Genomic DNA, 13,037 nt, shown 5'->3' with positions numbered 1-13,037 from the left:
ACAAACATGATTACAGTCGCTCCAAAAGTAAACCAAGCAAAGCCAAGCTTGAAGTTAGATTTAAATAATTTAACAGACGAACAAAAAGCGCTAGAAATTAAAGATCTCGACCTTTACTACGGTGATAAACAAGCACTGAGTAAAGTAAATATGAATATTCCTAAAGGCCAAGTAACGGCATTTATCGGCCCGTCAGGTTGTGGTAAATCAACCTTATTACGTTGTATTAACCGCATGAACGACTTGGTTGATATTTGTCGTATTGAAGGCGAAATCATGCTGCATGGACAAAATATTTACGATAAAAGCGTTGATGTTGCAGCCCTTCGTCGTAATGTCGGCATGGTGTTTCAGCGTCCAAACCCATTTCCAAAATCAATTTATGAGAATGTGGTTTACGGTCTTCGCCTGCAAGGCATTAAAGAAAAGCGTAAGCTAGATGAAGTGGTAGAGCAATCGCTACGTGGTGCGGCTCTTTGGGATGAAGTAAAAGACCGACTGCACGATAGCGCATTTGGTTTATCGGGTGGTCAGCAGCAACGTTTAGTTATTGCCCGCTCCATTGCGATCGAGCCTGAGGTATTACTACTTGATGAACCAACATCAGCACTCGATCCGATTTCAACCTTAGTAATCGAAGAGCTAATTAATGATTTAAAGAATAAATTTACTGTGGTTATTGTTACTCACAACATGCAACAAGCGGCCCGTGTTTCAGATCAAACAGCGTTTATGTATATGGGTGAGCTGATTGAGTATTCTGATACTAATACCTTATTTACGACGCCTACGAAGAAAAAAACAGAAGATTATATTACTGGTCGTTACGGCTAGTCGGGTTAAAACGCGAAAGCAATGAATTATTAAAGAAGGTCATTATGGAACACAACATTAATAAACATATTTCTGGTCGTTTTAATCAAGAGCTAGAAGATGTTCGTAACCATGTATTAAGCATGGGTGGATTGGTTGAGCAACAACTTAATAGCGCGCTTGATGCAGTAAGCCAAAACGATGCGGTATTGGCACAAAAAGTACGTGAAAACGACTACAAGGTTAATGCAATGGAAGTCAGTATTGATGAAGATTGCACCCGTATTATTGCTAAGCGCCAACCAGCAGCCAGTGATTTACGTTTGGTTATTGCAATAGCAAAAACCATTGCCGATTTAGAAAGAATTGGCGATGAAGCTAAGCGAATTGCTAAAGTTGCACTAGACTCATTTACTAAGGATCAACAAGATTTATTAGTAAACATTGAAAATATGGGTCGCCAAGTATCTAAAATGTTGCATGACGTTTTAGATGCGTTTGCACGTATGGATGTGCAACGCGCATTTGAAGTGCATAAAGAGGATGCTAAAGTAGATAGAGAGTATGAAGCAATTACTCGTCAAATAATGACCTACATGATGGAAGATCCGCGCTCAATTCCAAAAATTATGGATTTAGTATGGTCTGTTCGCTCATTAGAGCGTATCGGTGATCGTTGTCAAAACATCGCTGAATATGTCATTTATTTTGTAAACGGCAAAGATATTCGTCATACATCTCAAGAAGATATTGAAAAATCACTGTAGTGATACGAATAACTAAAAAATATCAAAGGCAGTAATACACTGCCTTTTTTATTTTTTGTAAATAATTGAATAAGAAAAAGCGTTCACAATCTAGCTTAATGCTGTAAAATTCAGGTTGAACAGCATATTGAATTGATTAAAGGGTCAGTTATGCCAACAAATTTTTTAGGTGTTTTTGCAAAATCACCTATAAAGCCAATAGAAGAACACATCAGAAAGGCTCATCAAGCTAGCGAAAGTTTGATACCTTTTTTTAATCATGTTTTTAAAGAAGAGTGGCAACAAGCAGAAGAGCTACGTTTAACCATTCGTAATATAGAACGTGAAGCTGATGAAATGAAAAGAACTATACGTTTACAATTACCTGGCGGATTATTTATGCCGGTAGAGCGTACAGATCTGCTCGAATTAGTAACCCAACAAGACAAAATTGCTAACAAGGCAAAAGACATTGCTGGGCGTGTAATTGGTCGTGAGATGATCATACCAAAAGAGATTCAAGAAGACTTTTTGGCATACGTAACTCGTTGTGTTGATGCAACTAAACAAGCATCTAAAGCGATCAATGAGTTAGAAGAATTGTTAGAAACGGGCTTTAAAGGCAGAGAAGTAACTCTGGTTGAAAAAATGCTCGTAGAATTGGATGCCATAGAACAAGACACGGATGAAATGCAAATTAGAATACGCCGCCAACTACGTAAAGTAGAAAGTGAGCTAAATCCAGTTGATGTGATGTTTTTATACAAAATCATTGAATGGGTTGGCGAGCTTGCAGATATTGCAGAGCGCGTAGGATCACGTCTTGAGCTGATGTTAGCTCGTTAATTTAAAATCAGTTCAAACACGAAAGATTAAGGTTACACAATGGATATCATTGCATCTTACGGCACGGTATTAATTTTAATTGCCGCAGCAGTCGGCTTTTTTATGGCTTATGGTATTGGCGCAAACGACGTTGCCAACGCGATGGGTACATCAGTAGGTTCAAAAGCACTTACCATTAAACAAGCGATTTTTATCGCGATGATTTTTGAGTTCGCAGGTGCTTATTTAGCGGGTGGTGAAGTAACATCAACAATTCGTAAAGGGATTATTGATGCGGCCCCATTTGCCGATATTCCTGAGCTGATGGTTTTAGGTATGATCGCCTCTTTATTCGCCGCAGGCAGTTGGTTATTAATGGCCTCATTTTTAGGTTGGCCGGTATCGACTACTCATTCAATCATTGGCGCTATTATTGGTTTTGCTCTAGTTGCAGTAGGTACAGAGGCTATTCAATGGGGTAAAGTTGCCGGTATTGTAGGTAGCTGGGTTGTAACGCCAGCGATATCAGGTTTTATAGCTTACTTAATATTTATGAGTGCGCAAAAGCTGATTTTTGACACCGACGCTCCACTTAAAAATGCAAAGCGCTTTGTACCAATATACATGGGTTTAGCTGGCTTTATCATGGCACTTGTGACCATTAAAAAAGGCTTAAAGCACATTGGTATTAATTTAGGTACCGTTGAAGGTTTTGCTATTTCTATTGGTATAGCGGTACTGGTTGCTGTTATTGGTAAAATTGCTATTTCTCGTTTAAATATCGATCCTAAAGCGGATAGAGAAATGCAGTTTAACAATGTAGAAAAAGTATTTGCGGTACTTATGGTACTAACAGCTTGTTGTATGGCATTCGCTCATGGTTCTAACGATGTTGCTAATGCAATTGGGCCTCTAGCTGCTGTTGTAAACATTGTTGAAAACAATGGTGAAATTGCGAAGAAAGCCGCTATTGCTTGGTGGATATTACCACTAGGTGGTTTAGGTATTGTTGCCGGTCTTGCTATTTTAGGTAAAAAAGTAATTAAAACCATTGGTGAAGGTATTACTCATTTAACACCAAGCCGTGGTTTTGCTGCTGAATTAGCTGCTGCCTCTACCGTTGTTATTGCATCGGGCACAGGCTTACCTATTTCAACCACACAAACCCTAGTAGGCGCTGTGTTGGGTGTAGGTATGGCACGTGGAATTGCCGCACTTAACATGGGTGTAATAAGAAATATTGTAGTTTCTTGGGTAATTACATTGCCAGTTGGTGCTGCCCTTGCTATTGTTATTTTCTACGTACTAAGAACCGCCTTTGGGGTTTAATAAAAAGTACTTAAAAGACTTTTAGCTTGAAAAGATCTCAATGCCCTTGGTGTTGGGGTCTTTTTATTTGTGGAAAGAAAAATGACCAATCTCCCTAGTATTAAACAGCTGCAGTATTTATTAGCTGTGCATCAACATCAACATTTTGGCCGAGCAGCAAGTGCCTGTTTTATTGGTCAGTCAACGCTCAGTACTGCGATTCAAAACCTAGAGGAAACTTTAGGATGTCAGCTTATAGAGCGAGAAAATCGCAGCCTAATGTTTACCACTATTGGTGAAGAGGTGGTTGAGCGTTCAAGAAAAATAATCAACGATACTATTAGTTTAAAAGAGTTAACTAAAAGCTTTTTAACACCGCTTAGTGGTACATTAACAGTAGGTGTTATTCCTACGATTGCGAGCTTTATTGCAGCGCCTTTGTATCACTTTTGTCAGCAAACATTTGTAGATTTAGAGTTGGTACTGATTGAAGACACCAGCGATAAGTTACTTGATAAGTTAGAGCATGGTCAAATTGACTTAGCATTATTAGCGCTGCCCTACGAAACCGATAAATTTCATACCCAAGTATTAGCGCAAGATCACTTTAGTTTAGTGCACCATAAAGACTACACACCAGCCAAAGGCATTGAAGACTTTAATTTATTACCAGAAGCCAGTGTATTTTTACTTGAGCGAGAACACTGTATGACAGGGCATGCGCTCAGTGCGTGCCATTTAAATCGCTCTAGCTGTATAAACCCCTTTGAGGCGGCTAGCTTACATACTTTATTGAGTATGGTTGAGTATAAACTTGGCGTGACGTTTTTGCCGCAAATGGCGATTAATGCGGGTATTTTAGAAAACAAAAACATGCTAGCTACGCCATCGCAAGGCGATGCCTATCGCGATATTGGTGTATTGTGGCGTAAAACAACAGGGCGCATTCGTGACTTTAAATTGTTTAGCCAACAATTAGAGCTCTTTTTGAAAAAGCAGTGTAGTGTTGATTTTAAATAGGTAAAAAAAAAAGCGTATTTTAATTAATACGCTAAATAACACGGGGAATTATAGAGGCTGCTTATGCTGGCTGTGGTAGCTCTCTAGCGGCGGTAAAAATAGTAAGTAAACCCATACAACAACATTAAAGTACGGGACTAGCCCAAGCACTGTAAAGGTTTTTACAGGGTAGCCTTTAATCTGGGCATACTTGTAACATTGAAGCGCAATAGCAAAGTGTATAAACAATAATAACGTGATTAGTTGCGTCATAAACATCCTCCTTATGCCCCTATGTCCACCTTTAACAGTATAGACATCTAGACGATAAGAAATAAAGATGTCACGTAAAATTAAGGTAATCACTTAATTTTCATGACATTGTGCTGCCGATAAGCAAAGTATAGGTTAGATGGGCAAATTTGGAAGTAATAAATTGCTTAAATTTGTTTATTAATGTTTATAGTGACGTGAGGGTGTCTTGATAAAAAATAGGGTTGTTTTTAATTTTTTCTAACTCAATCAGTACCTTGTCAATTGGTACAGGGCGAGCAATAAAGTAGCCTTGCCCATAGTCGATACCAATTTCTTTAAGTGCAAAAAATACTTCTGCAGTTTCTACATATTCGGCAACAGAGCGCTTATCTAGTGAGCGACTGATGTCATTTATGGCTTTCACTAGCGCTAAGTCAATGGAGTCATTGAGCATATCGCGAACAAATGAGCCGTCAATTTTTACGTGTTGGGCTGGTAATTGTTTAAGGTAATTAAAGGTACTGAAGCCGGTGCCAAAGTCATCAATTGAAAAGTGGCAACCTAAATTATTTAGTCGTTCAATCATTTTTCGTGTCGCCGCTAAATTATTAATACTGGCCGATTCGGTTATTTCAAAAATAATTTTCGCAGGAGACACTTGATACTTCTCAAGGGTCGACTCTATTAATGGCAGCAAACGCTCATCTAAAAATGACTGTGCCGATAAGTTTATTGCAATCTGAAGAAGCTCTGGATGTGCAGCAACACTCGCAATGCTGTTACGAATAACACATTGGTCCATTAAAAAGGTATCGTTAAGCATTTCCAATGAGGGAATAAATTGATTAGGGTAAATAAGTTCGTCGTCTAGCTTTAACCTTAGCAGTACTTCAAAGTAGGCAACCTGATTAGTTTTAAAATCCCAAATGGGTTGATAATGAAGCTCTATGCTGTCTTGTTGGAGTGCTTGACGTACCCCATGGCCCCACTCTAAACCCGTTTGCAGCGCATTGTTCTCACCATCTTGTTTTGAATAACAATGTACTAAGTTACGACCTAAATTTTTAGCAATATATAACGCAATATCTGACTGCTTTAAGCATTCATTCGGATCGCAGTTATCAGCGGTAATTTGGGTTAAACCAATCGAGCAACTAATTGAATAGATTTGCTCTTCAGATTTAAATTGGTTGCCTTCAATGGCACTACAAATTCCTTCTGCGATTAAATGTGCATCCAATAAATTGGTATTTTTAAGTATCACCGCAAACTCATCGCCACCGACACGGCAGATCAGATGCTCATTACTAATATTGGCAATAAATAGCTGCGCCACTTCTTTTAAAACAATGTCACCTTGTTGGTGGCCTTTACTGTCATTTATTATTTTAAAGTGGTCAAGGTCAATATAAATAAGCGCATGTTCAATATTTGTATGGGTGTTTTCGCTCTGGCAAATATAGTTAAGCTGTTGGTCAAAATAATAACGGTTGTGTAGTCCTGTTAAGGTGTCATGCAGGGCTAAATGGCGCAATTGCAACTCTGCTTGTTTGCGCTCATGAATGTTATCGAGTGTGGCGGTGATAGTGGCGTTGTTGCTGCTATTTTTTATTAACTGAAGCCGACATTCTACCCACACTGAGTTACCATTTTTTTGGCTCAGTTTAACTTCTATTTTTTGTTTGTTCGCACCACCTTGTAAAATATCATCAATTGTTGATTGTAATGACTGTTTATGTTCTGTGGTACAAAAAGCAGTGAGTGGTTGTTGTAAGGTCGACTTAACTCCAAAGCCGCTCAGAGATTCCCATGCAGGGTTTATAAAGCGAATATTCCCTTGTTGGTCTAGTTCAAGTACAACCGTGTTTAAGTGCAATAAAATACGCTGATGTGCTGAAAACAGGTCGCGATATTTAACTTCACTAATACTTAGCTGCTGTACCTTATTAGCAAACTCAGCATAGCTCACCATAAAATCTTCTCGACGAGCAGCATGATCACAGACTTTATTTAAAAATGAGGGATCGTAAGGAGCACGAATAAAATCGGTAACGCCAGAAAGTAATAATTGCTCAGCGTAATCGGCATCGTTTTTATCAATAATAGTAACAATGGCTTGTTGAGGGTTATGCTGCAGAATCTTTTCAACTAATTGATTTGAACTCTCAGCTTGTGCTGCAGTGGCATCGAGTAGCACGATAGCAAACGGCTGCTGATTATAGGCACTTAACGCGGCTTTTTCGTTAGTAACATGAGTAATTGCAAAGTTTAGCTTTAACTGTTCACTCATATCATTTGCCCTGCTGGCAAAGGGTTCTAATAACAATAGGTTTAAGCGACTACTTTTTTCTAAATGGCTCGATAACACATTTGCTAGTATCTGCGGCAATATATCTTGGCGTTCAAAAGGCAGTACCGCATCTATACCATAGCTACGTGCGGTAGTTTCGGCGATACGCTCACAATAAATGGGCGGAATTAGCAAAATAGGCGTGTTTTTCGGCGTTTTAAGTAAACCAGAGCGGATCATACGTGAAAACCGCCAACCATCAATCTTACCTACATCTAAGCCGGTTATGATTATATTTACGCTTTGATTCTTTAAGATTTTTAACGCATCTTGGCTGTCTGAGGCTTCAATAAACTCAAACACACTAAGTCTCTCCAGCGTGGCACGTATAGTCTGTCGCTCATCATTACTTGCATTTAATATTAGCAATTTAAGCTGTTTCGCCACTTAGGTACCACTCCGAGAAATGCAGATCATAAAACTGTAAGAGTAATGATATTTAGCCATAAGAACAAGCGTATTTAACCGCTATTTTAAATGTAGTTCATTAGTGGCCAATTAGGGAGAATATAAGGGATATTTTGAGCTTCATTAGTAATAGTGATTAGGGAGAATATAAGGGATATTTTGAGCTTCAATAGTAATAGTGATTAGGGAGAATATAGGGGTTATCTTGAGCTTCGTTACTAATAGTTAAATACCCAAACCACCTCAAAATGCAGAATTCAGCGCTTCACAGGGGCTTAATATCAAGGCGATACTTTGCAGTAATGGTAGTCCCTTTCAAGAAGTAGCAACGATGAGAGTATGCCCCTGTGAAACGCCCACGGGTTGGCTTAAAAGCGATTTATACTGCGTTATTGATATTAATAATAGAACCACTATTATTTGCAATCAATGCCTTGCCTAAATCGCTTTTAATTCCAACGACACTCGCATTTTGAGGTGGTTTAAATATACCCAAACCACCTCAAAATGCAGAATTCAGCGCTTCACAGGGGCTTAATATCAAGGCGATACTTTGCAGTAATGGTAGTCCCTTTCAAGAAGTAGCAACGATGAGAGTATGCCCCTGTGAAACGCCCACGGGTTGGCTTAAAAGCGATTTATACTGCGTTATTGATATTAATAATAGAACCACTATTATTTGCAATCAATGCCTTGCCTAAATCGCTTTTAATTCCAACTGAAACTCGCATTTTGAGGTGGTTTGGGTATACACTTGGCGCGATTTTAAATGATGTGGAATTCTAACAATGCGCGTAGCTGATTTTAGCTTTGACTTACCTGATGAATTAATTGCTCGTTTTCCTAAAGCAGACAGAACCAGTAGCCGTTTATTGAGCTTAGATGGGCCGAGCGGTGCTGTTGAGCATAAAATATTTAGTGACATTCTCGAACTGGTTAACGAAAACGACTTATTGGTTTTTAACAACACCAAAGTAATACCTGCGCGTATGTTTGGTCAAAAAGAATCTGGCGGTAAAGTTGAAGTGCTGGTAGAGCGTGTATTAGACGAGCACCGGGTTCTTGCGCACATTCGTGCTAGTAAATCGCCAAAACCGGGCAATGTACTCATTTTAGAGGGCAAAGCAAAAGCCATTATGGTGGCACGCCACGATACGTTATTTGAGCTTGAGTTTGACCGCAGTGAAAATGTGCTCGACATTTTAAATGATGTTGGCCATATGCCGCTTCCTCCTTACATTGATCGCCCAGATAATGAAGCGGACCGAGAGCGATACCAAACAGTATATGGCGAAAAGCCAGGCGCCGTTGCAGCACCAACAGCAGGCCTTCATTTTGATGATAAACTCATGGCTGCACTTAAAAATAAAGGCGTACAAATGGCCTTTGTTACCTTGCATGTTGGCGCAGGTACATTCCAGCCGGTTAGGGTAGAAAGTGTTGATGAGCACATCATGCACTCTGAATATATTGAAGTGCCGCAAGCTGTGGTGGATGCGGTTGCAAGCACTAAAGCCAAAGGCGGGCGTGTGATTGCGGTAGGTACAACTTCAGTTCGCTCACTAGAGTCGGCAGCAAAAATACATGGCGGCAAGTTAGATACTTACTTTGGTGATACCGATATCTTTATTTTTCCAAGTTATCAATTTAACGTTGTTGATGCCATGGTCACCAACTTCCATTTACCTGAATCAACTCTAATTATGCTGGTCAGTGCCTTTGCAGGGCAAGACAATATTATGGGTGCTTACAATACTGCGATTGAACAACAGTATCGCTTTTTTAGCTATGGCGATGCGATGTTTTTGACCCGTAAATAATTTACAGCGTTATCGGTTTTTATTTTACTCCTAAGCACAGTGAATTTATCACTGCTAATAGTAATAGGGTGGTAAAAAGGGTAGAATCGAGCGGTTAAATTATAGCTTGTTGGACTGTTTTTCCGACACAGAGGATATTATGAAATTTGAATTAGACTGCACCGATGGCAAAGCACGCCGCGGTCGCTTAATTTTTGACCGAGGTGTAATAGAAACACCAGCGTTTATGCCTGTAGGCACTTATGGCACGGTTAAAGGCATGACACCTGATGAAGTTAAAGCAACGGGTGCACAAATCTGTTTAGGCAATACATTTCACTTAATGTTGCGTCCAGGTACTGAAATCATCAAACAGCATGGTGATTTACACGATTTTATGAACTGGGACTTCCCAATTCTTACTGACTCAGGCGGTTTCCAAGTATTTAGCCTTGGCGCAATGCGTAAAATCACTGAAGAAGGCGTAATGTTCCAATCGCCAGTTAATGGTGATCAAATTATGATGTCGCCAGAGAAATCAATGGAAGTGCAGCGTGATCTTGGCTCAGATATCGTGATGATATTTGACGAATGTACGCCATATCCTGCCACTGAAAAAGAAGCCAAAGACTCTATGGAGCTTTCTCTTCGTTGGGCTAAGCGCTCAAAAGAAGGGCATGGCGACAACCCGTCAGCATTGTTTGGTATTATTCAAGGCGGTATGTATCCTGAGCTTCGTGCACAATCACAAGCGGGCCTTGAAGAGATTGGTTTTGATGGCTATGCGCTTGGTGGTTTATCGGTTGGTGAACCTAAAAATGAAATGATTAATATTCTTGATCATTGTGCTTATAAAATGCCAGAAAACAAACCACGTTATTTAATGGGTGTAGGCAAGCCAGAAGACTTAGTTGAGTCGGTTCGTCGTGGTATTGATATGTTTGACTGTGTAATGCCAACGCGTAATGCACGCAACGGTCACTTATTTATTACAACGGGTACCATTAAAATCCGTAACGCAGTGCATAAAACAGATACAGGTCCACTTGATCCAGAGTGTGATTGCCATACCTGTAAAAATTATTCGCGCGCCTACTTGCATCATTTAGACAAATGTAACGAAATTTTGGGTGCACGACTAAACACTATCCATAACTTACGATACTATCAACGTGTTATGGAAGGTTTGCGTAATGCTATTAGCGAAGGTCAACTAGAGACATTTGTCCACGATTTTTACGCTCGCCGAGGCCAAGAAGTGCCAGAGCTAGCTGATACAACAAATTAAAATTTAAAAATTAAAGAGGAAGTATTATGAGTTTATTTATTTCAAACGCGCATGCAAGCGCTGGTGCACCTGCAGCAGGCGGCGGTATGGAAATGCTAATTATGTTAGCGATTTTTGGTTTGGTTTTTTACTTTTTAATTTACCGCCCGCAAGCAAAGCGCGTAAAAGAGCATAAAAGCTTAATGAGCGCGATGGCAAAAGGCGATGAAGTGCTAACCCAAGGTGGTTTAGTGGGTAAAATCGTAAAAATTGCTGAAGATAAAGACTTCATCGTGATCTCATTAAATGAGCAAGCAGAAGTAACAGTACAAAAATCAGCAGTATCTGCTGTATTGCCTAAAGGCACAATGAAGTCGCTATAAAAATAATAAGGACGGCCCCGTGTTAAACAAGTTTCCAATTTGGAAGTATTTACTTGTTTTAGCTGTGTTAGCCATTGGCCTTTTATATGCTTCACCAAACCTGTATGGCCGCGATCCGGCCATACAGGTTTCTGGCGCTAAAGGCACAGATGTTGACCTCAGTGTTGTAGACAAAGTAAACGCAATCCTCAAAAAAGATAACGTAAGTGCTAAATCGACAAAGCTCGAAGATGGGCAAATTCTTGTTCGTTTTAAAAATGTTGAAGACCAACTAAAAGCACAAGACTTACTGCGTAACTCGCTAAGTAACGATTATATCTCAGCTATTAATATGGCTCCTGCACAACCGGCTTGGTTAAAGTCGCTGGGCGGTAATCCTATGAAGTTAGGCCTAGATTTAAGTGGTGGTGTACATTTCACCATGGAAATCGATATGGTCACTGCGGTGGATAATCAGTTAGAGCAAATGGAGCAAGATTTCCGTAGCGACCTGCGTGAAGAAAAACTACGTTATCGTAGTGTGCGCCGTGTAGCTGGTTCTGAGCGCATGCGTGTAGAAATGCGTAACGAAGAAGATAAAGACGCTGCAGAGCGCTTTTTAGAAAGCCGTTACCCATTAAACGTTTACATTGATGATAGCAGTAACGATAACGCATTCTTTGCCACTATGAGTGAGCTAAAGCTAAAAGAAATTCGTGACTATGCTATCAAGCAAAACGAAACTATTATTCGTAACCGTATCAACCAAATTGGGGTTGCAGAGCCAAACGTACAGCGTCAAGGTGCTGAACGTATTATTGTGCAATTACCAGGGATTCAAGATACCGCTCGCGCTAAAGAAATTTTAGGTGCTACGGCAACGCTTGAGTTTCGTGAAGTTGACGAAAATGCTGACATAAGCGCCGCTGCTCAAGGTCGTATCCCACCGGGTACTGAAATGATCATGAGCCGTGATGGTTATCCTGTGGTGCTAAAAAAACGCATTATTCTTGAAGGCAGCCATATTACTGGCGCGCAGTCAGGTGCAGATGAGTACCAGCGTCCACAAGTAAGCATTAAACTCGATAGTAAAGGTGGGGCAAAAATGAATGCCTTTACCAAGCGTGCTATCGGTAAACGTATGGCTACCGTGTTTATTGAATACAAGCCATCAGGTAAAAAAGACAGTGACGGTAAAGCACTTCCGCCAATTAAAGTGGAAGAAGTTATTAACGTAGCAACCATTCAAGCGCGTCTTGACCGTTCATTCCGCATTACCGGTATTGATAACCCAGCTGAAGCACATAACTTAAGTTTACTACTTCGCGCGGGTGCACTGGTTGCGCCTATTCAAATTGTAGAAGAACGTACGGTTGGGCCAAGCCTAGGTCAAGAAAACATTGAAGCAGGTATGACCGCTGTAGCTCTTGGCTTTGCGTTTGTACTGGCCTTTATGCTTATTTACTACAAAGGTTTTGGCCTTGTTGCGAATATTGCACTGGCTGCCAACTTAGTACTTATCATTGGTGTTATGTCATTAATTCCTGGTGCAACGCTTACCCTACCGGGTATAGCTGGTATTGTACTGACTGTTGGTATGGCAGTTGATGCGAACGTACTTATATTTGAACGTATTCGTGAAGAGCTAGCCGATGGCCGCAGCCCTCAACAAGCGGTTCATTTTGGTTACGATAGCGCCTTTAGTACTATTTTTGATGCCAATATCACCACATTAATTGCGGCGATTATCTTGTTTGCTGTTGGTACCGGTCCTGTTGCAGGTTTTGCGGTAACCCTAGCAATTGGTATTTTAACCTCTATGTTTACAGCAATTATAGGTACCCGTGCGGTGATCAACCTATTTATTGGTGGCAAACGTGTTGATAAACTTTCAATTTAAGGAGC

At 40.2% G+C, this 13,037-nt stretch carries 11 protein-coding genes; 9 read left to right on the top strand and 2 right to left on the bottom strand.

Going from position 1 to position 13,037, the window contains the following annotated elements; translation table 11 throughout:
- Positions 1–6 precede the first annotated feature (6 nt).
- The 5 genes from pstB to ACNSN3_RS13115 all read left to right on the top strand — a co-directional run bounded on the left by pstB (position 7) and on the right by ACNSN3_RS13115 (position 4,712).
- On the top strand, positions 7–834 hold the full coding sequence (pstB, locus tag ACNSN3_RS13135; protein WP_008114812.1) for a phosphate ABC transporter ATP-binding protein PstB: 828 nt from the start codon (positions 7–9) through the stop codon (positions 832–834).
- Positions 835–878: 44 nt separating this feature from the next.
- Positions 879–1,580, top strand: a complete 702-nt coding sequence (gene phoU, locus ACNSN3_RS13130; RefSeq protein ID WP_010391735.1) for a phosphate signaling complex protein PhoU — start codon at positions 879–881, stop codon at positions 1,578–1,580.
- Between the two features lie 150 nt (positions 1,581–1,730).
- Complete coding sequence (locus tag ACNSN3_RS13125) at positions 1,731–2,405, top strand: TIGR00153 family protein (RefSeq protein ID WP_010391736.1); 675 nt, start codon at positions 1,731–1,733, stop codon at positions 2,403–2,405.
- A 39-nt stretch (positions 2,406–2,444) separates the two neighbouring features.
- Entirely contained in the window at positions 2,445–3,713 is a 1,269-nt protein-coding gene (locus tag ACNSN3_RS13120; protein ID WP_055012403.1) for an inorganic phosphate transporter, read from the top strand.
- 81 nt (positions 3,714–3,794) lie between these two features.
- Positions 3,795–4,712, top strand: a complete 918-nt coding sequence (locus tag ACNSN3_RS13115) for a hydrogen peroxide-inducible genes activator (protein ID WP_054202636.1) — start codon at positions 3,795–3,797, stop codon at positions 4,710–4,712.
- A 48-nt stretch (positions 4,713–4,760) separates the two neighbouring features.
- Here ACNSN3_RS13115 and ACNSN3_RS13110 read toward each other — a convergent pair whose 3' ends face one another.
- Positions 4,761–4,964, bottom strand: a complete 204-nt coding sequence (locus tag ACNSN3_RS13110; protein ID WP_010391740.1) for a hypothetical protein — start codon at positions 4,962–4,964, stop codon at positions 4,761–4,763.
- 187 nt (positions 4,965–5,151) lie between these two features.
- On the bottom strand, positions 5,152–7,683 hold the full coding sequence (locus tag ACNSN3_RS13105) for an EAL domain-containing protein (RefSeq protein WP_109874055.1): 2,532 nt from the start codon (positions 7,681–7,683) through the stop codon (positions 5,152–5,154).
- 809 nt (positions 7,684–8,492) lie between these two features.
- Here ACNSN3_RS13105 and queA point away from each other — a divergent pair.
- The 4 genes from queA to secD all read left to right on the top strand — a co-directional run bounded on the left by queA (position 8,493) and on the right by secD (position 13,032).
- Entirely contained in the window at positions 8,493–9,524 is a 1,032-nt protein-coding gene (gene queA, locus ACNSN3_RS13100) for a tRNA preQ1(34) S-adenosylmethionine ribosyltransferase-isomerase QueA (RefSeq protein ID WP_418607673.1), read from the top strand.
- 139 nt (positions 9,525–9,663) lie between these two features.
- Positions 9,664–10,791, top strand: a complete 1,128-nt coding sequence (gene tgt, locus ACNSN3_RS13095) for a tRNA guanosine(34) transglycosylase Tgt (protein ID WP_054202633.1) — start codon at positions 9,664–9,666, stop codon at positions 10,789–10,791.
- Between the two features lie 26 nt (positions 10,792–10,817).
- Entirely contained in the window at positions 10,818–11,153 is a 336-nt protein-coding gene (gene yajC / locus ACNSN3_RS13090; RefSeq protein ID WP_010391747.1) for a preprotein translocase subunit YajC, read from the top strand.
- 19 nt (positions 11,154–11,172) lie between these two features.
- Complete coding sequence (gene secD / locus ACNSN3_RS13085; protein ID WP_010391748.1) at positions 11,173–13,032, top strand: protein translocase subunit SecD; 1,860 nt, start codon at positions 11,173–11,175, stop codon at positions 13,030–13,032.
- Positions 13,033–13,037: the final 5 nt, after the last annotated feature.

It is taken from the genome of Pseudoalteromonas sp. US3C1004 (genome assembly GCF_048401065.1).
Classification (GTDB): domain Bacteria; phylum Pseudomonadota; class Gammaproteobacteria; order Enterobacterales; family Alteromonadaceae; genus Pseudoalteromonas; species Pseudoalteromonas undina.
Note: the sequence above shows the minus strand (reverse complement) of the source record. Positions and strands in the feature narration are given on the sequence as shown.

What these genes read in the sequence shown, in the direction of transcription:
- pstB (WP_008114812.1), top strand. Translation starts at nt 7, where the DNA reads ATGATTACAGTCGCTCCAAAAGTAAACCAAGCAAAGCCAAGCTTGAAG.
- phoU (WP_010391735.1), top strand. Translation starts at nt 879, where the DNA reads ATGGAACACAACATTAATAAACATATTTCTGGTCGTTTTAATCAAGAG.
- ACNSN3_RS13125 (WP_010391736.1), top strand. Translation starts at nt 1,731, where the DNA reads ATGCCAACAAATTTTTTAGGTGTTTTTGCAAAATCACCTATAAAGCCA.
- ACNSN3_RS13120 (WP_055012403.1), top strand. Translation starts at nt 2,445, where the DNA reads ATGGATATCATTGCATCTTACGGCACGGTATTAATTTTAATTGCCGCA.
- ACNSN3_RS13115 (WP_054202636.1), top strand. Translation starts at nt 3,795, where the DNA reads ATGACCAATCTCCCTAGTATTAAACAGCTGCAGTATTTATTAGCTGTG.
- ACNSN3_RS13110 (WP_010391740.1), bottom strand. Translation starts at nt 4,964, where the DNA reads ATGACGCAACTAATCACGTTATTATTGTTTATACACTTTGCTATTGCG.
- queA (WP_418607673.1), top strand. Translation starts at nt 8,493, where the DNA reads ATGCGCGTAGCTGATTTTAGCTTTGACTTACCTGATGAATTAATTGCT.
- tgt (WP_054202633.1), top strand. Translation starts at nt 9,664, where the DNA reads ATGAAATTTGAATTAGACTGCACCGATGGCAAAGCACGCCGCGGTCGC.
- yajC (WP_010391747.1), top strand. Translation starts at nt 10,818, where the DNA reads ATGAGTTTATTTATTTCAAACGCGCATGCAAGCGCTGGTGCACCTGCA.